Origin of the sequence: Duganella sp. CY15W, from assembly GCF_009857555.1 — a bacterium.
In the GTDB taxonomy this organism is placed as follows: domain Bacteria; phylum Pseudomonadota; class Gammaproteobacteria; order Burkholderiales; family Burkholderiaceae_D; genus Rugamonas; species Rugamonas sacchari.
Map to the genome: position 1 here is coordinate 1,670,410 of NZ_WWCQ01000001.1, position 22,145 is coordinate 1,692,554.

Genomic DNA, 22,145 nt, shown 5'->3' on the forward strand with positions numbered 1-22,145 from the left:
GTTACCGCATCGACAGGCAGACGGCGCCGTTAAGATGCTTTCATAGTATAAGTCGAGTCTTTGCTAAAACGGAAAGAAATTTAGCCACACGTCTACGGCTGGGGGTAGATGGCGTCGAAGTTCCGTTGTTGGCTTACGACAAGATTCAAGCCCAGGTGGCTGGCGGTGCGCGTGTTGAGGGCGGTACGTACCGCGCGCAGCGGCGTGACCTCACGCCGGACGGTTTCGCCGTTCTGCATGGACAGTGCCAGCGCGGCCAGATCGCGCCCCAGTTGCTGGTTATTGGGATACATCCCGAACAGCACGCCTTTCTTCACATGCAGCACGCTGCTGGAAAACACTGGCAGGGAACGTGTCCAGGATTCTTTCAGTACCAGCGGCAGGATGGTGTTTTCATCCACGGTGACGGCGTCTTGCGGCAACCATAGTGCATCGCGGCGGCCGTCGGCGCTGGCCAGCTGGGTTTCGTAGATGCGCGCGGCGCTGGCCAGGTTGGCGGCCTCCAGCGCCGTCAGCTCCAGTCCCTGGGCGCGCGCGGCGTCCTGCGCAATGCGTATCAGCGCGGCGTTGGTTTGCGGGTTGTAGACCACGATGACACGGCGGACGCCGGGCAGCAGGCCTTTGAGCGTGGCAAACAGCAGCGCCGGATCGGGCGTCAGGCTGATGCCCGTGTAGCGCTCGGCGTCGGCGCCGCCACCGATGCCACCGACCACGATGGCGGGCGCCGGTTCCAGTGCGCTGGCGGCCTTCAGGCCTTGCCGTCCCAGTGCGATGACGACCCTGGCGGCGTTGCCGCGCGATTCGGCTGGATCGCTGTTGGCGGCCAGCGGCACGGTGTGGGCACGGGCTTTGGATTGCTCTTCTATGCCTTGAATGATCTCCGCAAACACCGCGCGATATGGTTCGCCGATCTCGGGATACAGCACGGTCAATGACTGTGCGGCCGCGTTGCCGCTGAGCAGCAGCAGGGTGGACGCGCAGACGAGAAAGCGATGGTTCAATGGCATGTCGAAAGTCTAACGGCTAGCCGGATAGTTTTCTCAAATACTATTAGTGAAAGCGCTTCCACTTGGTATAAAGTAGAGCTAATTGGCAACACTTCTACTGACCGCTCCCATGTCCGCCTCCCCAACGCCGGTACGCACGCCACCCATGTTTAACCTTGCGTGGCCATTGCTGGTCGAACTGGGATTGGGGATAGCGGCCAGCGTGATCGGCACCGCGCTGGCTTCGCGCATTTCGGATGAAAATGGCGGCGCGTTTGCGATCGCCAGCCAGGTGTCGGCGACCCTGTTCATTTTGTTTCGGATTATTGGCGCGGGCGTCAGCGTGGTGGTGACGCAGAATCTGGGCGGCGGCCAGCGTGCGGCGGCCGACAAGGTGGCGCGCGCCGTGGTTGGCGCCAGCACCTGGCTGGGCGTTGTCACGGCGCTGATGGCGCTGCTGGGCGCCCACGGCCTGCTGCATTTGCTGAACGCGCCTGCACAAGTGCTGCCGATCGCCGCGCCATTCCTGATGGCGCTGGCGCCCGCGATGCTGCTCGATGCGTGGAATGCGTCCATGGCCAGTGTGATGCGCGCGCATCTGCGGACGCGCGATACGCTGGTGGTGCTGGTCATCATGCACATCTCGCATTTGCTGCTGGCGATTCCGCTGATGTACGGCTGGGGGCCGCTGCCTACCATGGGCTTGCCCGGCTATGCACTGGCGCTGGCGGTCAGCCGCGCCATCGGCCTGGTCCTGCACCTGCTGATGTGGCGCGCGCATCTGGGCATTACGCTGTCGCGCGGGGACTGGTGGCAGCTGCCGCGCCGCGAACTGGCGGCGGTGCTGCATATCGGCTTGCCCGGTGCGGCGGAAAACATCGCCTGGCGCCTGGCGTTCATGGTCAGCGTGGCCACGGCGGCGGAACTGGGCGCCAAGGCGCTGGCGACGCAGGCCTATGTGCTGCAGCTGATGGGCGGCGTGATGATGTTCAGCATCGCCACCGGCCTGGCGGTGGAAATCGTGGTGGGCTATCTGATCGGCGCCGGCCATTTGCGCGAGGCGCACCGCGTGGTCAAGCGCGCGCTGGCGCGTGGGCTGGTGGTGTGCGTGACGATCGCTGCTGCGGCGGCGCTGATGGGGAACTGGCTGCTGGCCTGGTTCACCCAGGACCACGAAATTCTGGCGGCGGGCGCCACGCTGCTGTGGATTACGGTGCTGCTGGAGCCAGGCCGCACCTTCAATCTGGTGGTAATCAACGCCTTGCGGGCTGCGGGCGACGCGCGCTTCCCGGTGATGGCGGGGGCATTCTCGATGCTGTTCGTGCTGGCCGGCGGTAGCTGGCTGCTGGGCGTGGTGCTGGGATGGGGCCTGCCTGGCGTGTGGATCGCTTACGCCGCCGACGAGTGGATACGGGGTCTCATCATGTGGCGGCGCTGGCAGACCCACGCCTGGGTGCCTCATGCGCGCACCTCGCGCAAGCGGCTGCGTCCCGCTATTGTGGTGGAAGGCTGAAGCGCTCTGCGATCCAGTCGATAAACACGCGCAGCCGGTTGCTCATGTGGCGGTTGGGCGGATAGACCACATAGAACGGGTAGGGCGGCGACTGCCAGTTTTTGAGTACCGGCACCAGCGCTCCGCTGGCGATGTAAGGATCGGCCAGGTAATCAAAGGTCTGGATGATGCCGAGTCCCGCCAGGGCCGCTTCGAAGTGGGCGTTGCTCTCATTGATGCCGACCGCATGGCGCGTGCTTATCTCCAGCCGTTCGCCGTTTTTCGTAAAGTGTACCGGCAGGGCGCGCCCCGTGCGGGCGGACAGATAGCTGACCACCAGGTGGCCGCTTTCCAGATCATGCGGATGTTTGGGCACGCCGTGCCGCTTGAGGTAGTCGGGCGAGGCGCATGTCACAAACGCTGCCTTGCCGATCTGCCGCGCGACCATCGACTGGTCGGTGATCGCGCCGCCGCGTATCACGCAGTCGACATTATCGCTGATGAGATCTACCGGGCGGTCGCTGACGCCCAGGTCCAGCTGTATGCCCGGATACTTCGCCATGAACTCGGGCAGCGCCGGCACGATGATGCGGGTGGCGACCGAGGAGCCGGTGTCCACCCGCAGATGGCCGCGCGGCGTGCCGTGGGCCGCGCCAAAGCTGGCATCGATATCACCCAGGTCCTTGATGAAGCGCGTCGCTTTGTCGTAGTAGGCGGCGCCGTCGGGCGTGACGGTGACGCGGCGTGTCGTGCGTTGCAGCAGCTTGACGCCCAGATGCGTCTCGAGTGACTGCACCAGCTTGGTCACGGTGGCCTTCGGCATTTGCAGCGAATCCGCAGCCTTGGTGAAGGTGCCGGCTTCCACCACGCGGGCGAAGGTTCGCATTGCCAGTAATTGATCCATGATTGTGCATGTATGGGAATAATGAATTCATTATAGCCATATTTATCAAATAATCGTTACGCCTTAAAGTGTGTTCACTCAACTCACTTTTAAGGAGCAGATCATGAAATTAGCAGGCAAAACAGCACTGGTTACCGGTGGCACCTCTGGCATCGGCTTGGCGACCGCACAGGAATTTGCGCGCCAGGGCGCTAAGGTGTTTATCACTGGCCGTCGTCAGGCCGAGCTGGATGCGGCAGTCGAGGCGATCGGCCATGGCGTGGTCGGCATGCGTGCCGACAGTGCCGACCTGGCTGACCTGGATCGCGTGTATGCGGAAATCGCCCAGCGCTCCGGCCAGCTCGATGTGCTGTTCGCCAATGCGGGCGGCGGCGATATGCTGCCGCTGGGCGCGATCACGGAAGAGCATTTTGACCGCATCTTCGGCACCAATGTGCGTGGCGTGGTGTTCACGGTGCAGAAGGCTTTGCCGCTGCTGAAAGACGGCGCATCCATCATCCTGACCGGTTCGACGGTGTCGATCCAGGGCACGGAGAATTTCAGTGTCTACAGCGCCAGCAAGGCAGCGGTGCGTAACTTTGCGCGTTCATGGCTGCTGGATCTGAAAGCACGCCGCATCCGTGTCAACGTGGTGAGTCCTGGGCCGATTGCTACGCCAGGCCTGGCAGGGCTGGTGCCGGTGGAACAGAAAGACGGCCTGTATGGCCATCTGGCGAGCCTGGTGCCGATGGGGCGCCTGGGCGAACCGGCGGAAATCGCGAAAAGCGTCTTGTTCCTCGCCACCGACGACAGCAGCTTCGTGAACGGCATTGAGCTGTTTGTCGACGGCGGCGCGGCGCAGATCTGACGCTTACTGCACGGTGAGGATGACTTTGACCGAGTCATCCACCGCCGACTTCTCGATATAGCCGATGGCGCTGGGATCCGCCGCCACGGCTTTTTTCACCTCGGCGCTGGAGCCATACTCCTTGGGCGCCGTGGCTTTACCGGTGAACACCAGTTTGGACCAGATGGCCTTGACCTGGGTGGTGTCCTTGTCCAGCACCTTCTTGTAAAACTCGTTGCGCAGCGGGCCGTCGCTGTGTTCGACCGGCGTAAATAGCGTGGATTTACCAAGGAAAAACTGCGCCGCCTGTTCGCTGAACATGCGCGTTGCAGGATTCTTGGGATTCACGATCACCACAATTTCAGCTGCGAACACAGGGGCTGCAGCCAGCCATACGCCAGTTGCCAGCAGCAGCTTGCCGATAGTCTTGTGCATGGCATTCTCCTTAGAAGACGAAATCGATGCCTGCGGCATAAACGTTGACGGTGCTACCGGCAAAGCCAGGTTTGGCGTTGACGAAGTAGCCGCTGCCATCGCGCGTCTTGATACGGTCCATCTGTATCTTGAAGGCGGCCGATTTGTAGAAGTCCCAGCGCAGACCGATGGCGTTGGTCGATTGCAGGCCTGACTTGATGGCCCCATTGACGGCGGCACTCAGCGGCGCCAGCGGGCCGGTAGTCGGCAGCGTCTCGAAGCTGCGGCGGCTGTCCTGCTTGACGTCGCCGTGCATGTAGTAGGGCACGAACTTGCCGTAGCGGTAGCCCAGCATGATGTACCACGAGCTGGTGTCCTGCACCAGGCGCGTATCGGTCTTGCGCTTGGCGTATTCGGCCTGGCCGATGATGTTGTTGTAGTCCATGCTGATGCCGGCCGAATTGAACGTGCCCTTGATGTCGGTCAGCGGCAGTTCAGCCACCACATTGTTCAGCCCCAGGCTTTTGGCCGTGTTGACCAGCGTGGTCAGGCTGGCGTTGTCATAGATGCCGAAGGTGGCGCGCGAATGGCCGAGGCGATAGGTGAACGGACCGCTCTCCAGCGATACCTGGGTCGAGATCACCGGTTTGAATTCGACGTAGTAGTTGCCTGGCGAGCGCACCTTGGTGCGGCCAATCGCGGCCTGTGCAGTCAGCGTGCTGTCGCCAAAACTGTGCTGGTAGATGATGTCGCCGCCATCCGCATTGTCAGCCGTGACCTGGCGGTACACCTCGTTGGGCGGACGCAGCATGGTGTTGGCGTAGCCGACGTTGCGTACGTCGGAAATCATGTACACCGGCAGACCAATACGGCCCACGCGGATAGAGAATTCGTCGTTCAGCTTGAATTTGGCGAAGGCCCAGGCCAGCTCGGCGCCGAACTGGTCGTTATTGCCGTTCTTGCGTACCAGGCCCTGAGCGGTGAAGGAGATGGTGTCGCTCAACTTGGCAGTGGCCTGGATGCCGAGGTTGGAATCGACGCCGGCGCGGGCGTCTTTGCCGACACCGGAGGTCTGGTTGACGCGATTGAATTCGGCCTGGTCGCTGTTGGTCATGGTCAGCGCGCCGGTGCCGAAGCCGCTGACGGTGATGGGAATGCCTTCCTGGGCATGGCTATTGAAGGCCAATGTGCCGAGAACGGCTAAAGTGGTGATGGCGAGCGCGGGTTGCTTCATCGTGTCTACCCTCCTGATTTGTCGTTGTGGTACTGCTTTTTCAGTATGGGTGTTTTCACGGAAAATGTCACAAATCCGTTGTGTAGTGGCAACGGAATCCATGATGTGAACGCTACCATGTGATGCAAACAGCAAGCTTACTTAAAGGGTATCCGCGATATTCACTGCTGGATTGGATGCTTCAAGCTGAGCTTGCATGACACAATTTCGTCCCGCGTGCTTGGCCCGGTACAGGGCCTGGTCTGCCGCTTCCAGCAGCAGTGCCGGCGTCTGGTCTTCCGAGGGAATAACGGAGGCGACACCGATGCTGACCGTGACGCAGCCGGCCGGCGCATGCGCGTGCGGCAGCTTGAGCGCCTGGAGCGCGGCGCGGATTTTCTCCGCCATGTCCGCTGCCTGGCTGGCGCTGTTCAGCGGTGCGATAAAGGCGAATTCCTCGCCGCCGTAGCGGGCCGCGAGGTCGGTGGCGCGGTGTACGCCTTCATCGAGCACGCGCGCCACTTCACGCAGGCAGGCATCGCCAGCCTGGTGGCCATAGTTGTCGTTGTAGAGCTTGAAGCAATCGACGTCGATCATGGCCAGCGCAAGCGGTTCGCCGGCACGCTGGGCGCGCCGCCATTCGCGTGCCAGCGCCTCGTCAAAGCTGCGGCGGTTCGCCAGGCCGGTAAGGCCATCCGTGGCGGACAGGGCGGTCAGCTTGCGGTTGGATTCCTGCAGTTCCTGCGTCCGTTTGGCCACCAGCGCTTCCAGCCGCCTGGCGCGCCGTGTCAGTGCCTGCACACGTAAGCGGTACAGCATCACCACGCTCGCCGACAGTAGCAAAACTGTACCGGTACGGAACCACCATGTGCTCCAGAACGGCGGCGTCACCGTGATGGGCAGGACCAGCTCTTCGCTCTGCATGCCTTTGTTGGTGTAGGCGCGCAGGTGGAAGCGGTAGCTGCCGGGATCGAGGTTGGTATAGGTGGCCACGGGCTGGGTGGCGTCGGCGCGCATCCATTGGCCATCAAAACCTTCCATCCAGTAGGCATAGGTGTTGCGCTTGGGCGCCGCGTAATGCAGGTTGGCGAATTCCAGCGTCAGCACGGCGGCGCTCCACGGAATGGTCAGCGCGCGCGGCGCCATTACCGCGCCTTCCAGTATCACGTCCTTGGGGCGCATGCCGTTGCTCAGCGATTTGTCGTAAATGCGGATATCGCTGATGGCGGCTTGCGGTACGGTCGGTGTGCGTAGCGGCAGTTCGGGATAGACCGCGGTAATGCCGGTGGTGCCGCCGAAATACAGCTTGCCATCGCTGGCACGCGCTGACGAGCCCTGGTACAGGCCATCGGTCAGACCGTCGTCGGCGGAGTAATGGGTGAAGTGGCCGGTGCTGGGGTCCAGCCGCGAGAGCCCGCGTACGGTGCTGACCCATAAGATTCCGGCGGTATCGCTTTCTATCGATTCGATCAGAATGGGGCCGGGATCGCCAGGCCCGGTGTACTGGCGGAATTCCGGTACACCGTCGCTGCCGGGCACCATGCGGTTCAAGCCGTGCGTGGTGCCGATCCAGATGGTGCCGTACATGTCTTCGTACAGGCAGGTGATCTTGTCGCTGCTGATGCTGCGCGGTTGGCCGGGGTCGTGGCGGAAGTGCCGGAAGTGGCCGTCGCTGCCGTTCATCATATCGAGCCCGGTGCCGCGGAAGAAATCGCCCACCCAGACGCGGCCCTGCGAGTCCTCCAGCACGGCACTGGCTTCGCTGACACTGCGGCTGTGGGGATCCTTGTCGTCATGGACGTAGCGGCGCATGCCGCCAGTGTCCGTTTCGTAGCGTATCAGGCTGGCACCGGTGCCCAGCCAGAGCACCTTGCCGCGGCCGGGCGCCATGGTGTTGACGAAGTTGTCGGCCGGCGTTTCGAAGCGGATTGAAGTAAACCGTTCGCTGCCCGGGGCGAGCCGGTTCAGGCCTTTGGAGGTGCCGACCCACAGCGGGCCATCGGGCTGGTGGTAAAGGCTGTAGACCGAATTGTGGTTGAGCGAACCCGCTTGGCCGGGGTTCGCTGTGTAGCGCCGCACGATGCGTTTTTGCGCCGGATCGAACAGTACCAGGCCATCATCGACGCCTAGCCAGATCTGGCCATCCCGGCCCGCCGCCAGGCTGCGTACGAAATTACTGGACGGGAAGCTGTCCGGCGCCACGTCGCGCGGGATGATGCGCTCCAGCCCATAGTTACCGAGATTGGCACGCGAGACACCGTCGGTGAAGCTGCCCACCCAGAGCGTGCCGTGACGGTCTTCCATCACGGTGTTGACCGCGTTGCTGGGCAGGCTGCGGTTGTCTTCGGCGTGATGGTTGTAGGTCTGGGTTTGCTGCAGATCGCGGGTCCAGCGTATCAGGCCCTCAGTGCGGGTGCTGACCCACACGTTGCCATGGCTGTCGATATTGATGTTGTTGATGCGCCCATGGGGACCGGTGAGCTGCCGGCGGTCGCTCCATGGCGCGCCGTGCTGCCACAGCACGAGGCCCAAGTCCGTGCCCATCCACAGCCGGCCATCCTGATCGAAGCGCATGGCGCGGACATCGTTCAACTTGGGATCGGGATTTTGTTCGCTGTCCAGCCGCAGGTGTGCGAATCCTTTTGCACCGGGCGCCAGGTAGCTCATGCCGCCCGGCCAGGTGGCGGCCCATAAACCGCCGGCCGGGTCCAGGGCGATGGCGTTGACGTCGTTGTAAGCCAGGGCGTCTTTCTGTGCCGGGTCGGCCTGATAGAGCTTGAAGCTGCCAGTGCCAATATCAAAGTGCTGCAGCCCGCCCCAGGTGGCGACCCACAGGCCTTTGGCGCCGTCGCCGATGATGCGGCGGATGATGCGCGTGTTGCGCTGCTTCGAATCGGGATGAAAACGCGTGAAGCTGTTGGACTCCGGGTCGAAGCGCGCCAGGCCTTCGTCGGTGCCGACCCAGATGCGGCCCTGGTTATCGCTGTGCAGTGCGCTGACACGGCCTCCCGGCAGGCTGGCAGGGTTGGCCGGATCGTTGGTGTAGCGCGTGGCGCGCCGCCCGTCGTAGCGGAACAAGCCGCCTTCTATGGTGCCGATCCAGATATAGCCCTGGCGGTCCTGAAGCAGCGAGATAATGGACTGGCTGTCCGACCCAAGCGACTCGATCGCTTCAAAGGTCAGCGGCAGTCTGGCCGGTTCGGCTGCGCCGCATGGCGCGAGCAGGGAAGCCAGCAAAATACAGCATAGTGAATATGGCTTCAGTCGCATCGATGTAGAGACATTTGGTGAGAATTATGCGCTGGGTTGAATATCAGCGCGCCGCCGGCAAACGTCAATACATATTTTTGCGGTTGTGGTTTAGCTGCAAACGCCGCTGTCAAATCGCTTTGGCGGCAAAGCGGAGGTAGCTGCCGGCGATGCCGTCCATTTCGGTGCGATAGCTTGCACTCATGCTGGCCAGCGCGCTGTTGCCACTGGCTTCCAGGGCCGACTGGCTGGCTTTTTAGCGCCCCGAGGCGGCGCGTTGGGCGGCTGGGAGATTGCGTGCGATGACGCGCAGCATTTCCTCGACATCGATCGGCTTGGCGATGAAGTCGTTCATGCCGCAGCTGATGCAGTGCTCGCGCTCCGACGCCATGACGCCGGCGGTCATGGCCAGCACCGGAAGATGCAGGCCCAGATCCTGGCGTATCCGGGTGGTGGCCTCGAAGCCGTCCATCTCCGGCATCTGTACGTCCATCAGCACCAGGTCATAGCGGTGCGCGTCGGTGCGCAGGCGTTCGACAGCGTCGCGGCCATTGTCGACTGCCTCGATCACCGCGCCGGCATGCGCCAGCATGCTGGTGGCGACCAGCTGGTTGACCGGATTATCTTCCACCAGCAGGATACGCACCCCATCCAGACGCTGGCCGCTGATTTCAGCTTCCGCAACGGGCGCGGCGCCGGCGGGATCGCGCGCGCTGGCCTGCGCTTGTTGCAGCGTTTCCGCCAGCCGTCCGGCCGTGACAGGTTTGAGCAGCACTGCATCGGCGGCCTGCGCGCCGTCGGTGTGCAGCAGTTTGCCCTGGCCGAAAGCGCTGATCATTAAAATCACCGGCAGCTTGGCGATGGCGCTGTCGGCCCGGATGGCTTGCATGGTCGCCAGGCCGTTCATGCCGGGCATGTTCCAGTCGACCAGCACCGCGTCGTAGCGGACCTGGGAGCTGTGCAGCATGGCCAGCGCCTGTTCGCCCGTGCCGGCGCTGTCGCAGGTCCAGCCACGCGCGTGGATGGTGCGGCACAGGTAGTCGGCGCTGATGCTGTCATCGTCCACCACCAGCAGGTGTTGAACGGTTCCAATCCGTTCATGCGGCGCTTCCGCGCCGAGCTGCAAGGGCACGACCAGCATGAATTCGCTGCCTTCACCGCAGGTGCTGCGCACGTCGATGGCGCCCCCCATCAGCGCCGCGATACGGCGCGAGATGGCGAGCCCCAGGCCAGTGCCGCCAAAGCGCCGCGTCATCGAGGCATCGGCCTGGGAGAAGGGCGCGAACAGCTGCGCCAGGCGATCGGCCGGAATGCCGATGCCGCTATCGCGCACGGTGAAACGCAGCGTGGACGGCGCTTCGGCCAGTTCAACCAGTACTGCTACCGCACCCTTTTCAGTGAACTTGATGGCGTTGCCCACCAGGTTAATCAGCACCTGCTGCAAGCGGTGGCCGTCGCCGATCAAGGCTTGCGGCACGCCGGGTTCGACGCCGATGGCCAGCTCCAGATCCTTTTCTCCGGCGTTGACCGTCATGATGGTGGCAATGGCTTCCAGCATGGCCGACAGCTGGAACGGCGCCGGCGCCAGTTCCATGCGTCCCGCTTCGATCTTGGAGAAGTCCAGCACGTCGTTGAGGATGCTGAGCAGCGAATTGCCGGAAGACCGTATCATCTCGACGTATTTAAGCTGCTCCGGTTGCAGCGCGGTGTTGCTCAATAAATGCGTCATGCCCAGCACTGCATTCAGCGGCGTGCGGATTTCGTGACTCATGTTGGCGACAAATTCGCTCTTGGCGCGGCTGGCCGCTTCTGCCTGATCGCGCGCGGCGATCAGCGAGCTTTCCGATTGGCGTAAGGCCCCCGTCATCTGCTGCGCCAATGCCGTGGCGTAGGCCTGCCGCGCCGTCAGCGCGCGCACCACGCCAAAGAACAGCAGGCTGATAATCACACCAGCCAGCAGGACGATATGGGACTTCTGCCGGTCGATCGAATCCTCAAACGCGGGTTGCGATGCAAAGCGCAGCGTCCACTGGTGGTGGAGCAGCTCCAGCGGCGCGGTGCGCAGGTAGGGATTGGGATACTGCTGCGGATCGGCGGATTCCGGCTCGCTGGCAAACAGCAGCGCCGCTGGCGTGGTCCGTGTGCCGTCAAAAATCTCCAGCCTGACGGTGCGGTCCGCGGGGCCAAGCAGGTCATGCATCAATTCATCGGCGCGGATCGGGCTGTAGGCGAATCCCTGCAGCGCCGCCATCCGTTGTTCCGCGCTCGCGTCATCGGACAGAAGGGTGTTCTTGCGGTAGATGGGGAAGTACATGAGGAAGCCGGGCTGGCTGGCTTGCTGGCCGTTCTGCACCAGGGCCACCTTGGCCGTCAGCGCCGGCGTGCCGCTGCGCGCAGCCTGCAGCAGCGCCGCGCGGCGCGCCGGCTCGGACATCATGTCGTAGCCGAAGGCGCGCAGGTTGCGGCCTGCGAATGGCTCCAGGTACATCACGACCACGGAGGCGCCGGGGTCTTCGTCCTGGCCATTGGTCCAGATGCGGAAGTCCTCATAGCCCTGCTGACGCATGTCCCTGACGGTTGCGGCACGCTGGTCGGCTCGCAGATACAGTCCATAGCCCAGGCCCATCACACCAGGGAAGTTGTCGTGCAGGTCCATGCCGGAGACGAAGTCGCGCCACTGGTCGCGCGTCGGTTCCTGCTGGGCCTTGAACAGCGCCTGCGCGCCGCGCAGCCCGGATTCGTAGAGCGTCACGCGGCGGCTGATGCGCTTGGCGATGTCGGCGCATTCGGCGTCGAACTGTTCCTGCGCACGGCGCTCCGTGCTGGCGGCCAGCAAGTGCCATACCGCGACCGTCAGGCCGACGCCGACCAGCAGCGTGGCCCATTGTGCGATGCTGTAGCTGGCTGCGTCATTGCCGATGCGTTGGCGCTCGCTGGCGTCGGCCGACAGCACCATGGCGATCAGGCTGCACAGCATGATGAAAGTCGCCAGTGCGATCAGCGCGTCATTCAGCGTGCCGACCGCAAACGGGCCGCGGCCATGGATGGTGCCCATGACGGCGCTGCCCGCCGCCACCATGCACACCACACTGGCGCCACGCAAGCCATGCCGGTGTGAGGACCAGGCAATCGCCAGCACGAACAAATATGGCATCCAGCCCAGGCCATCGTCATATGAGTAGCGCCGGCCGAACACGCCGGCAGCCAGCAGCAGTAATACAAGCCCGGAAAAGCCGATCTCGATGGCGCCGCGCCAGCTCCAGCGCGGCAGGCGCCGTATGCACCAGACCACAATCGCGGGTCCCACCAGCAGCACGCCGGCGGTATCGCCGACCCACCACGTGAGCGCGATGGTGCCGTAGGCCGCCATTGGCGCCAGGCCGCTGAGTACCAGCGTGGTGCTGCCGATACCGGCGGCGACCGCGCACATGGCCATGGCGACGACTGCGAATTTGTAGACATTCTGTTGCTGGCCCATGGGGGCCTTGATATCGAAGAAGCGCTTCACCAGCCATACGCCGGACAGGGCTTCCAGCGTATTGCCGCTGGCGATCAGCAGCGAGGCGGCCGCGGTGGCGCCGTTAAACGCGACGCCATTGGTGTAGAAGGTGGCCAGGTTGGCGATGAGTGCACCGGCAAACACGCCAGGCCAGGCGCGGTAGCCGATCAGCAGCATCGCAGCAAAGGCTATGCCGGACGGCGGCCAGACCGGCGTCACATTCGTATGCGCAAACGCCAGCATCAGGCTGGCGTGGGCGATAACGGCGTAGCTCATTGTAAGCAGCATCAACGCGCGCATGACAGGTTCCACGAGTGTCAACGATGAACCACTATAGCGTAAATATTGTCATAATGGTTTGGCATTCGTTGCGGCTAAAGGTAATATTTTGCTATCCAGTCTATCGTGAGCCAGCTTTGACCATGCCCTCCAAAGAACTGTTGATAGTCGCTGCATCGCTGGCCTTTGCGGCCTTGGCGGGCCTGCTGTCCCTGGTCAGCAACGCAAGGCAGAAGGCGGAGCGCGATGCGGCCCTGCACCGTACCAGCGAGAGCGAGCGCCGCGCGCGCGTGCTGGCCGATACGCTGCCCTTGTTGATCGCCTATATGGACCGCGATCTGCGCTACCGTTTCGCCAACGCGCATTACCGCACCCAATGGGGACTGGACCCGCAGGCGATGATCGGCAAGACCGTGATCGAAGTCTTTGGTCCGGCGGCGGAATCCTGGCTGGGTGATTTGAATGCAGCGCTGGCCGGACGTCGCTTGCATTTTGAGCGCGAGTTCCGGGGCGCGGAAGGCGTCAGCCATTTTCTGGTGGACCTGGTGCCGGATGTGGGGCCGGATGGCGTGGTCAATGGATTCTATCTGACCGCCATGAACATCACCGACCGCAAAAACAGCGAACAGCGCGCCGAAGCGGCCAGCCGCGCCAAGAGCGAGTTTGTGGCAAATATGAGTCACGAGATCCGTACGCCGATGAACGCGGTACTGGGCGTGGCATACCTGCTGGAGAATACGCCGCTGAGCCGCGCGCAGCAGGAATACGTCGGCATGATACGGTCCTCCGGCCAGGTGCTGCTGGGTATCCTGAACGATGTGCTGGATTTCTCCAAGATCGAAGCGGGACGCATGGAACTCGCGCCCACCGCATTCCGTCCGCGCGAGGTGCTGGACGCCGTCTCCAGCGTGATGACGCTGCACGCCAATACGCGCGGCATCAGCCTTGCCATCAATGCGGACGCCGATGTGCCGCCGGTGCTGATCGGCGACGCCATGCGCTTGCAGCAGATTCTGATTAACCTGGTCGGCAACGCCATCAAATTTACCGAACGCGGTGGGGTCACGGTGCGTGTGGTGGTCGCGGCGGCCGGGCAGGGTGGCATGGTGCGGCTGCGCTTTGCCGTGCGCGATACCGGCATCGGCATGGATATGGAGCAGCAAAGCCGCCTGTTTTCCGCGTTCAGCCAGGCCGACGCCTCGACCACGCGCCGCTTTGGCGGCACCGGGCTAGGGCTGGCGATCTGCCGGCGCCTGTCGGAGCTGATGGGCGGTGACATCTTGGTGCACAGCATGCCGGGGGCGGGCAGCGAGTTTATGGTCACCCTGCCGTTTGCGCTGGGCGAGGTGGATGCCAATACCGGTCGCGAGCCGCCCCTACCGCAGGCCGCGCCTGCGGGCAGCTGGGTGCTGCCGGAAGCGCCAGCTCCGGTGGAGCTGGCGCCATCACCCGGCGAGAAAACGCCGACCTTGCAGGGTCTCCGGCTGCTGCTGGTGGAGGACCACCCGCTGAACCAGGTGGTGGCGCGCGGCATGCTGGAACACGCCGGCGCCAGCGTCGCCCTGGTGGAGAACGGCCAGCTGGCGGTCGACTATCTGCGTGAGCACGCGGCCGACATCGATATGGTGCTGATGGATGTGCAAATGCCAGTGATGGATGGTTTTGAGGCGACCGGGCATATTCGCCATGAGCTTGGCCTGAAACTGCCCGTACTGGCGATGACGGCAGGGGTGATGCAGTCCGAGCAGGACCAGTGCCTGGCCGCAGGCATGGATGACTTTATCGCCAAGCCGGTCGATATCGAGCAAATGCTGGCCACCATTTCGCGCCATCGTGGCGCACTTCGCGCCGGGTAGGCGCAATTCGTCGCATGCTGGCACGGCGGCGCCGGGCATTGAATAAAGTGGCATCACACTTCATTCACTCAGGAGCCCAGCATGTCCAAGTTGATACTCGCCGTACTGTTTGCCGCCGCCTTGCCAGCCTATGCCGCCGACCTCACCATCCGCGTCGCCGATGTCGCCAGCAACGACGGCCAGGTCATGGTGGCCGTCTTCGATTCGGCCGACGCCTTCCCGACGAAACCCATGCGTGCCGTGGTGGCGCCCGCCCACAATGGCGAGGTGCAGCTCACGGTAGCCGATCTGCCGGCCGGTGACTATGCGTTTGCGGTTTTCCACGACGCTAACGGTAACGGCAAACTGGATCGCAATGGGGTCGGCATGCCGACCGAGGACTACGCCTTCAGCAACAATGCGCTGGGCAAGCACGGCGCACCTGGCTTCGACGCGGCGCGCATTCAAGTACCTGCAAACGGCGCCACCGCGACCGTCAACCTGCGCTGATCGGAGACCATGATGACGAACCGCCGCCAATTCCTCAGCTTTGCCGCGCTCGGCCTGGCATCCAGCTCCGCGCTGGCCGACACGCTGACCTACCGTAACTTCCACGCCGCGCTGGAGCAGAATGCCCAGTTGTCGGTGTACGCCGACCATAGCGGCGACCTGTCAGGCGACGCCACGGTGCTGGGCAATCTGCCGAAAGACCTGAATGGCGTCTTCTTCCGCAACGGGCCGGGGCGCTTTGAACTGGGTGGTGAACGCTATCACCACTGGTTCGATGGCGACGGCTTTGCCCAGCGCTGGCAGATCGGCGACGGTAAAGTAAGCCATATCGGCCGCTTCGTCGCCACCCGCAAATTTGAAGAGGAAAGCAAGGCTGGCCAGTTCCTGTACCGCACTTTCGGCACCTGGTACGGCCGCAAGGGCTTCAAGAACAACGATACGCTGAATGCGGCGAACACCAATCTGCTGCCGCTGAACGGCAGTGTGTATGCGCTGTGGGAAGGCGGTTCGGCGACGGAACTGGACCCGCAAACGCTGGCCACGCGCGGCATCAAGACCTGGCGCAGCGATCTGAAAGCCATGCCATTCTCCGCGCATCCAAAGATGGACCCGGACGGCGGCCTGTGGAACTTCGGCACGGCGCCGGGCGCGGACCAGCTGGTGATCTACCGCTTGAGCGCCACCGGCGAAGTGACACGCACTGCCATGCTGCCGATCCCGCAGCTGAACATGGTGCACGATTTCGTGGTCAGCGGCCGTCATCTGATTTTCCTGGTGGCGCCTTACGACATGCATGCCGAACCCGAACGCAGCCTGGCTGACAGCTTTGTATGGGTAGGCGATCAGCGCCCGATGCGCGCCATCGTGGTGTCCAAGGATACGCTGGCGGTGCGCCAGATCTTCGAACTGCCGGCGCGTTCGGTCTTCCATCTCGGGAATGCCTACGAAGACGGCGCCTGCACCCGCCTGGACGTGGTGCTGCATGAAGGCGATGGCATGCGCAAGTTCGCGCTGCCGATGAGCGGCCAGATGAACATGGTGTCGGATAACCCGAGCAGTGTCGTGCAGATTACGCTGGATTACGCCAGCGGGCAGGCCCGCGAGGCGCGGCTGTTTGGCATCAGCGAATTTCCGCGCGTTGCGCCGCAAGTGATTTCGTCGCGCCACCGCAAGCTGCTGGTGCTGGGCGCCACCGGCCGTGAACTGATCCTGAACAGCGTTAACCTCATCGACACCGACAGCGGCAAGGTGGACGGCTATGATTTCGGACCGGGATGGCGCGCGGAAGAACACGTTCTGGTGCCACGCCGTGGCGCGCGGTCGGAAACCGACGGCTATGTGGTGGGCGTGGCGCAGGACACGCGCCGGGGTCAAAGTGTCTTGACAGTGTTTGATGCACACAACATCAAGGCGGGTCCGATGGCATTGGCACGACTGCCATATCGCGCGCCGGTTTGCTTTCATGGTAACTTTCTGGCGGCATGAATAACCTGACCCTATGATGACAACACCGAACTCCGTACCGCCACTGGCGCATCCGCTGGAATTGATACCGTTTTTCCGCCGCTGGCCTGCATCGCAACCGCGCAACCTGCTGTACACCATTATCTGGAGCAGCGGCTTGGGCGTGATGCTGGCGGCACTGGAGGTGGTGCTGGTGCGTGACGGCGTCTCGTACTGGACGCGCCTGGGGCCGATGCTGCTGATGTCGAACCTGATCGGTCTCATGATCCACACGGGTTCTGTGCTCAGCAACCGCCTGCTCAACGGCTGGCCGCGCCGCGCGCGTGGCCTGCCGCGCGTCCTGTTCAGCATGACGTTGATGGGCGTGAGCGTCTTGGTTGGCATTGGCTTCGGCAACCTGCTCTGGAGTGGCGCCGATCCCTTGCTGCTGCTGTCCAACCGGGGCGTGCAGGCGGAGTCGCTGGTGATCGCGGCGGGCGTGGCGCTGCTGCTGTACATGGTGCGTAGTGCCGCCGACCGCCGGGCGGCGCGTGCGGTGGAGGAGGCGCGCCAGAAGGAAGCGCTGGCTTCCAGTGCGCGCATGCTGGCCGAAGCACGGCTGCGCGCCTTGCAGGCACAGATCGAACCGCACTTCCTGTACAACACCCTGGCCAATGTGGTCAGCCTGATTGGTCCCCAGCCGGCGCAAGCGCAGCACATGCTGGAGCGCTTCATTGATTATCTGCGCGCGACCCTGAGCGCCAGCCGCAGCGAGGAAGCGTCGCTGGCCTCCGAGTGCAAGCTGATTGCCGCTTATCTGGATGTGCTGAAGGTGCGGATGGGCGAGCGCCTGCGTTACCGTATTGAGGTGCCGGATGAATTGCGCCAGTTCCGCATCGCGCCCATGCTGCTGCAGCCGGTGGTGGAAAACGCCATCGCCCACGGTCTGGAGCCCAAAGTGGAAGGCGGTGAGGTGGTGCTGAGCGCGCGCGTGGAAGGCGACCATGTCAGCCTGCGCATCAGCGATACCGGTGTTGGCCTGAATGAAACCGCACCACGCAAGCCGGGCGGCGGCGTCGGCCTGAGTAACCTGCGGGAGCGCCTGCGCAGTTTGTATGGCGCTGCCGCTAAGGTAGAATTATTAGAAAACCAACCCTGCGGCATGACGGTGCGCCTCATGCTGCCTTTGAATGAGAGTCCAACATCGATACCATCCGTGCCCTGATCGCAGACGACGAATCCCATCTGCGTGAATATCTGGAAGGCCAGCTGAAAACCGTCTGGCCCGAACTGCGCGTGGTTGCCCGAGCCGCCAATGGCATCGAGGCGCTGAGCATGATTGACGAAGAGGCGCCGGAGGTGGTGTTCCTTGATATCCGCATGCCTGGCATGACCGGCCTGGATGTCGCAGCGAGGCTGGTGGACAGCCCGAAGCCGCCGCATATCGTGTTTGTCACGGCGTTTGACCAGTACGCGGTGGAAGCGTTTGAGCATTCGGCGGTGGACTACCTGCTCAAACCTGCCAGCCTGGATCGCCTGGAAAAAGCCGTCGCCAAACTGAAGGCGCGCCTCAAGGCGCCGGAGCCTGCGTTGCCAACGGCGGCCCTGCAGGCTTTGCTGGCGCAGCTGGCTGGCGGCGGGGCGGCGGTTCAGGCGTCCGCGCCAGCGCCCGCCGCTGCAAGCGCGCCGCTGCAATGGATACGCGCGTCGCACGGCGAGGAAACGCGCCTGATTCCCATTGAAGAGGTGATCTACTTCCAGAGTAACGACAAGTACACCAGCGTGTTTGTCGCTGATGGCGAGAGCCTGATCCGCACGCCCATCAGCAAGCTGCGCGAGCAGCTCGACGAGCAGCAGTTCTGGCAGATACACCGGAGTGTGATTGTCGCCGCGCGCCATGTCGCGGGCACGAAGCAGGATTTTCGCGGACGCCTGATGGTGCAGCTGAAAGGCCGCCCGGAGCAGCTCGTCGTTAGCCGTAACTACGTCGATCTGTTCCGGGGGATGTAGCAGGTCTTACTTGACGACGACTGGCTTCACTTTGGATGCGGCCAGTTTGGCGTTGACACGCGCGGCTTCCACATCGTCCGCGGTGGCCAGCGCCACGCCCATGCGGCGGCGGGCAAACGACTCTGGCTTGCCGAACAGGCGGATATCGCTGTTCGGTACGCGCAGCGCGTCAGCCACGCCTTCAAAGGCGATGCCCTGGGCTTCGTGCTGGCCATAAATCACGGCCGAAGCGCCCGGCGCTTTCATGGCGACGTTGACTGGCAGGCCCAGAATAGCTTTGGCGTGCAGTTCAAATTCGCTCTGTACCTGCGTCGCCATGGTGACCATGCCGGTGTCGTGCGGACGTGGGCTCACTTCCGAGAACCAGACCATGTCGTCCTTGACGAACAGCTCGACGCCGAACAGGCCCAGGCCACCCAGGTCGCCAGTCACCTTGGCGGCGATATCGCGGGCGCGCTCCAGCGCCACCGGGTCCATGCGGCATGGCTGCCAGGACTCGACGTAGTCGCCCTGTACCTGCAAGTGGCCGATAGGATCGCAGAACTGCGTCATCACCTTGCCGTCCGCGCCCAGCGAGCGTACGGTCAACAGCGTGATCTCGTAGTCGAAATCGATAAAGCCTTCCACAATCACACGGCCCGAATCCACCCGGCTGCCGGCGGCGGCGTAATTCCAGGCTGCCTTGACGTCAGCGGCGGAGTCCACCTTGGACTGGCCTTTGCCCGACGACGACATCACCGGTTTGACCACGCACGGGAAACCCACGGCAGCAGCGCCGGCTTCCAGTTCTTCCAGGCTGCTGGCGAAACGGTAGGGCGACGTGGCCAGACCCAGGGTTTCGGCGGCCAGGCGGCGGATGCCTTCGCGGTTCATGGTGAGCTGCGCGGCGCGTGCGGTGGGGATGCAGGTGATCTTGCCGGCCTGCTCCAGCTCCGCCAGTTTGTCGGTGGCGATGGCTTCGATCTCCGGCACCACCAGATCCGGCTTTTCCTGCGCGATCAGCGCTTCCAGCGCGGCGCCGTCGGTCATGTTGATGACGTGGGCGCGGTGCGCAACCTGATGGCCGGGCGCATTCGGATAACGGTCTACAGCAATCACTTCCACGCCCAGGCGCTGCAGCGCGATGATGACTTCCTTGCCAAGTTCGCCAGAGCCAAGCAGCATGACTTTTGTGGCGGTAGGGGACAGGGGCGTACCGAGAGTGCGTGGAGTGTTCATAAGTGCGATGTCAAGTTAGAAGGAATAAACCAGTGTTACCGACGTTTGCGTGTCAGTGTTCTTTTTATCGGCTGGCACGTTGGTGTCATTGCGGATGTTGAACGCTGCTTTCATCTGCATCGTGCTGTTGATTTTGGTGCGCAGCGCGGTTTCGGCCATCGAGTGGACGTTGGAGGTCCCTCGTTCAACGCTGACGTTCTGGCTGAACTGCGCGCTGTCGCTGAGTTTCCATTTGAGGTTGGCGGCGCCGCGCACGGTCATGCCGCTTTCGGTTTCGCCTTCCGAACGGACACCGCGGAAGTAGCCAGGACCGATTTCCACGTCCAGGGTGTGATTTTCGGACTGGTAGGTCTGGGTGCCATAACCGACACCGACGGTCGAGTAGCGGGTGTAGGCGCCGAAGCGGTCGTCCACGTGGGTGGCCAGCGCGAACAGTTTGCCATGGTCGTCATGCAGCAGCTTGTAGCCTGCCTTGGCGGACGCCGAATAGCGCTGCGCGGAACGCTCGCGCACTTTCTGGCCTGCGTCGTTGGTGACCTGCTCGTCTTTGAAGTAACCGGCCAGGATGTATTCGTTGCTCCAGTCAGGGAGCTCCTGTTTGGCGTCGATCTTGCCGGTGACCGAGGTGCCGACCGTGTTACCGGAGGTGGAGATCGCACCCAGTTCAGCGGAAGTATTCCAGCCGTGGGCATTAACAGGATCGAGCGAATCGGCTGCGGCGTAGCCGGAAGCCAGCGCAAACGCAGAGAGGATCAGGAGAGATTTCATAGGCATGAGAACGCGATGCCGCGCAACGACAACGCGCTTGTGATACGGAAGAAGGCGTTATTGTACCCGACGTAGAGCGAAAATGCCGCACGCAGCGTGTGCGCCCGTACAGACGCGGGGCGCGGCCGGCCCGATCATGGTGTCACTTGTTAAAGGGGCATCGATCATGAAATTCATTCTATGTGCGGCGCTGGTCGCGATGAGCGGCATGGCGGGTGCCGCAATCAATAAGTGCGTGGACGAGCAGGGCCAGGTGACATTCACCGATATCGCTTGTGCGGAAGGCAGCAAGCTGGCCGAGGCTGAACCGGAGCCGGCGACGTCCTCGGCGCCGCCCGTGTTGCCACCCGTGGTCGCGCCTGCGCCGCGTAGCCGCTGGGCAGACCTGCCACGTCCTCTGGCGCGCAAGATGGTCAGTGTCGATGCGGAGACCCTGCAGGCAGCGCATCAAAACCTGCAGCTGCAGGATGAAGTGCACAAGTCGCGCCGTTTGCTCAGCGCCCGTTGACGTAATCGTCCAGGCCTGCCGCCAGCGCGCTGTAGACCGCCGAGCAGGCCGGATTGGCGCGCAGGTTTTCATGCATGGCCAGCCAGGTGTCGAGCGGAATGGTCAGCAGGTCGGGCATTACGCGTACCAAATGCGGATCGCGTGCGGCCAGCCGTACCTGGCAGATGCCGATGCCCAGTCCCGCACGGATCGAGGCCAGGTGGACCAGGTCATTGTCGCTGCGGACGGCGTAGGCGCTGCTCGACAAGTCGCCTAGCAGTGGCTGCAGCTTGCGGGTGAAGGCGTTTTCGCGGTCTATGCCGATCAGCGTATGCTGCGCCAGTTCCTGCCATGTGCGCGGCGTTCCGTGACGCTCCAGATAATCGCGCCGCGCGTGAAATCCCAGATCGATATTGCCGATGCGGCGCGCCACCAGGACATCCTGTTCGGGGCGCTGCATGCGTACCGCGATGTCCGCATCGCGGCGCAGCAGGTTTTCCATACGGTTCGATACCGCCAGCTCAATGGTGATGCCGGGATGCCTGGCGCGTAGCTGCGCCAGTATCGGCGGCAGCACTTCCACGCTGACCACCTCACTCGCGGTGACGCGCACCGAACCTTTGACCTGCGCGTCTTCGCCGCGCCCCAGGCCGGAAGCCGCGCGCAATAATGCCGAGGATGCGGAGGCCAGCGTTTCTGCAAACGGTTGTAGTGCATAGGCGGCATCGGTGGCGATGAAACCGGACTGCGAGCGCGTGAACAGGGACAGGCCCAGTGCCTGCTCCAGGGTGTCGATATGGCGGCCGACGGTCGGTTGCGTCAGACCGAGCGCGCGGGCGGCGCCGGACAGCGAACCTTCCTGTAGCACGGACAGGAAGGAACGGTACAAATCCCAGTTTGGTTGGCTCGAGGTCATACAAAATTGTATAGCGGCTATGCGGTTTTGGGTAATTTTCTTTTAGGTCGCGCCCGGGCACACTGTCTCCATCGACATTCACTCAAGGAGAACGAC

General features: G+C 63.2%; 17 protein-coding genes. 8 read left to right on the forward strand and 9 right to left on the reverse strand.

Annotated features, from left to right (window positions below; all coding sequences use genetic code 11):
- Nucleotides 1–92 precede the first annotated feature (92 nt).
- Nucleotides 93–1,007 (reverse strand): ABC transporter substrate-binding protein, encoded by a 915-nt coding sequence (locus GTP58_RS07395; RefSeq protein WP_161076859.1) that lies wholly within the window; start codon nt 1,005–1,007, stop codon nt 93–95.
- Nucleotides 1,008–1,116: 109 nt separating this feature from the next.
- On the opposite strand from GTP58_RS07395, the gene GTP58_RS07400 reads away from it, so the two are divergent.
- Nucleotides 1,117–2,499: an MATE family efflux transporter gene (locus GTP58_RS07400; RefSeq protein WP_161076860.1), complete on the forward strand. Its 1,383-nt coding sequence runs from the start codon at nt 1,117–1,119 to the stop codon at nt 2,497–2,499.
- Here GTP58_RS07400 and GTP58_RS07405 read toward each other — a convergent pair.
- Nucleotides 2,480–3,382 (reverse strand): LysR family transcriptional regulator, encoded by a 903-nt coding sequence (locus GTP58_RS07405; RefSeq protein WP_161076861.1) that lies wholly within the window; start codon nt 3,380–3,382, stop codon nt 2,480–2,482. The two genes, GTP58_RS07400 and GTP58_RS07405, sit on opposite strands and share 20 nt — an antisense overlap.
- 103 nt (nt 3,383–3,485) lie before the next feature.
- Between GTP58_RS07405 and GTP58_RS07410 the strand changes: the two genes are divergently transcribed.
- Nucleotides 3,486–4,229 carry an SDR family oxidoreductase gene (locus tag GTP58_RS07410; protein WP_072782199.1) on the forward strand — a complete coding sequence of 248 codons (744 nt, stop codon included), beginning with the start codon at nt 3,486–3,488 and terminating at the stop codon, nt 4,227–4,229.
- 3 nt (nt 4,230–4,232) lie between these two features.
- Here the strand turns inward: GTP58_RS07410 and GTP58_RS07415 are convergent, their stop codons facing one another.
- The 4 genes from GTP58_RS07415 to GTP58_RS07430 form a co-directional block, all read right to left on the reverse strand.
- Nucleotides 4,233–4,643: a hypothetical protein gene (locus tag GTP58_RS07415; RefSeq protein WP_161076862.1), complete on the reverse strand. Its 411-nt coding sequence runs from the start codon at nt 4,641–4,643 to the stop codon at nt 4,233–4,235.
- Between the two features lie 10 nt (nt 4,644–4,653).
- Nucleotides 4,654–5,856 (reverse strand): hypothetical protein, encoded by a 1,203-nt coding sequence (locus tag GTP58_RS07420; RefSeq protein WP_202413497.1) that lies wholly within the window; start codon nt 5,854–5,856, stop codon nt 4,654–4,656.
- A 141-nt stretch (nt 5,857–5,997) separates the two neighbouring features.
- Entirely contained in the window at nt 5,998–9,072 is a 3,075-nt protein-coding gene (locus tag GTP58_RS07425) for a ligand-binding sensor domain-containing diguanylate cyclase (protein WP_161076863.1), read from the reverse strand.
- A gap of 268 nt (nt 9,073–9,340) precedes the next feature.
- The gene (locus GTP58_RS07430; protein WP_161076864.1) at nt 9,341–12,883 is read right to left on the reverse strand and encodes a CHASE domain-containing protein; all 3,543 of its coding nucleotides are present in this window, start codon (nt 12,881–12,883) and stop codon (nt 9,341–9,343) included.
- A 122-nt stretch (nt 12,884–13,005) separates the two neighbouring features.
- On the opposite strand from GTP58_RS07430, the gene GTP58_RS07435 reads away from it, so the two are divergent.
- From GTP58_RS07435 to GTP58_RS07455, 5 genes are all read left to right on the forward strand, one after another.
- Entirely contained in the window at nt 13,006–14,718 is a 1,713-nt protein-coding gene (locus GTP58_RS07435; protein WP_229215451.1) for a PAS domain-containing hybrid sensor histidine kinase/response regulator, read from the forward strand.
- 81 nt (nt 14,719–14,799) lie between these two features.
- A complete protein-coding gene (locus GTP58_RS07440; RefSeq protein WP_161076866.1) occupies nt 14,800–15,207 on the forward strand; it encodes a DUF2141 domain-containing protein in 408 nt (135 codons plus the stop codon).
- Nucleotides 15,208–15,216: 9 nt separating this feature from the next.
- Nucleotides 15,217–16,692, forward strand: a complete 1,476-nt coding sequence (locus GTP58_RS07445; protein WP_229215452.1) for a carotenoid oxygenase family protein — start codon at nt 15,217–15,219, stop codon at nt 16,690–16,692.
- Between the two features lie 13 nt (nt 16,693–16,705).
- Nucleotides 16,706–17,875, forward strand: a complete 1,170-nt coding sequence (locus GTP58_RS07450) for a sensor histidine kinase (RefSeq protein WP_229215453.1) — start codon at nt 16,706–16,708, stop codon at nt 17,873–17,875.
- Nucleotides 17,876–17,895: 20 nt separating this feature from the next.
- Nucleotides 17,896–18,660: a LytTR family DNA-binding domain-containing protein gene (locus GTP58_RS07455; RefSeq protein WP_229215506.1), complete on the forward strand. Its 765-nt coding sequence runs from the start codon at nt 17,896–17,898 to the stop codon at nt 18,658–18,660.
- Between the two features lie 6 nt (nt 18,661–18,666).
- On the opposite strand, the gene purT is transcribed toward GTP58_RS07455, so the two are convergent.
- Both purT and GTP58_RS07465 read right to left on the reverse strand, forming a co-directional pair.
- Entirely contained in the window at nt 18,667–19,878 is a 1,212-nt protein-coding gene (purT, locus tag GTP58_RS07460) for a formate-dependent phosphoribosylglycinamide formyltransferase (RefSeq protein WP_161076867.1), read from the reverse strand.
- 15 nt (nt 19,879–19,893) lie between these two features.
- Nucleotides 19,894–20,652: a YdiY family protein gene (locus GTP58_RS07465; RefSeq protein ID WP_373924705.1), complete on the reverse strand. Its 759-nt coding sequence runs from the start codon at nt 20,650–20,652 to the stop codon at nt 19,894–19,896.
- A 160-nt stretch (nt 20,653–20,812) separates the two neighbouring features.
- Here GTP58_RS07465 and GTP58_RS07470 point away from each other — a divergent pair, with 160 nt between their 5' ends.
- The gene (locus tag GTP58_RS07470; protein WP_161076869.1) at nt 20,813–21,154 is read left to right on the forward strand and encodes a DUF4124 domain-containing protein; all 342 of its coding nucleotides are present in this window, start codon (nt 20,813–20,815) and stop codon (nt 21,152–21,154) included.
- Here GTP58_RS07470 and GTP58_RS07475 read toward each other — a convergent pair.
- A complete protein-coding gene (locus tag GTP58_RS07475) occupies nt 21,141–22,049 on the reverse strand; it encodes a LysR family transcriptional regulator (protein WP_161076870.1) in 909 nt (302 codons plus the stop codon). The genes GTP58_RS07470 and GTP58_RS07475 overlap by 14 nt on opposite strands.
- Between the last annotated feature and the right edge of the window lie 96 nt (nt 22,050–22,145).

Excerpts from the sequence above, each read along its gene's own strand:
- GTP58_RS07395 (WP_161076859.1), bottom strand. The coding sequence starts at position 1,007 with ATGCCATTGAACCATCGCTTTCTCGTCTGCGCGTCCACCCTGCTGCTG.
- GTP58_RS07400 (WP_161076860.1), top strand. The coding sequence starts at position 1,117 with ATGTCCGCCTCCCCAACGCCGGTACGCACGCCACCCATGTTTAACCTT.
- GTP58_RS07405 (WP_161076861.1), bottom strand. The coding sequence starts at position 3,382 with ATGGATCAATTACTGGCAATGCGAACCTTCGCCCGCGTGGTGGAAGCC.
- GTP58_RS07410 (WP_072782199.1), top strand. The coding sequence starts at position 3,486 with ATGAAATTAGCAGGCAAAACAGCACTGGTTACCGGTGGCACCTCTGGC.
- GTP58_RS07415 (WP_161076862.1), bottom strand. The coding sequence starts at position 4,643 with ATGCACAAGACTATCGGCAAGCTGCTGCTGGCAACTGGCGTATGGCTG.
- GTP58_RS07420 (WP_202413497.1), bottom strand. The coding sequence starts at position 5,856 with ATGAAGCAACCCGCGCTCGCCATCACCACTTTAGCCGTTCTCGGCACA.
- GTP58_RS07430 (WP_161076864.1), bottom strand. The coding sequence starts at position 12,883 with ATGCGCGCGTTGATGCTGCTTACAATGAGCTACGCCGTTATCGCCCAC.
- GTP58_RS07435 (WP_229215451.1), top strand. The coding sequence starts at position 13,006 with ATGCCCTCCAAAGAACTGTTGATAGTCGCTGCATCGCTGGCCTTTGCG.
- GTP58_RS07440 (WP_161076866.1), top strand. The coding sequence starts at position 14,800 with ATGTCCAAGTTGATACTCGCCGTACTGTTTGCCGCCGCCTTGCCAGCC.
- GTP58_RS07445 (WP_229215452.1), top strand. The coding sequence starts at position 15,217 with ATGATGACGAACCGCCGCCAATTCCTCAGCTTTGCCGCGCTCGGCCTG.
- GTP58_RS07450 (WP_229215453.1), top strand. The coding sequence starts at position 16,706 with ATGATGACAACACCGAACTCCGTACCGCCACTGGCGCATCCGCTGGAA.
- purT (WP_161076867.1), bottom strand. The coding sequence starts at position 19,878 with ATGAACACTCCACGCACTCTCGGTACGCCCCTGTCCCCTACCGCCACA.
- GTP58_RS07465 (WP_373924705.1), bottom strand. The coding sequence starts at position 20,652 with ATGCCTATGAAATCTCTCCTGATCCTCTCTGCGTTTGCGCTGGCTTCC.
- GTP58_RS07470 (WP_161076869.1), top strand. The coding sequence starts at position 20,813 with ATGAAATTCATTCTATGTGCGGCGCTGGTCGCGATGAGCGGCATGGCG.
- GTP58_RS07475 (WP_161076870.1), bottom strand. The coding sequence starts at position 22,049 with ATGACCTCGAGCCAACCAAACTGGGATTTGTACCGTTCCTTCCTGTCC.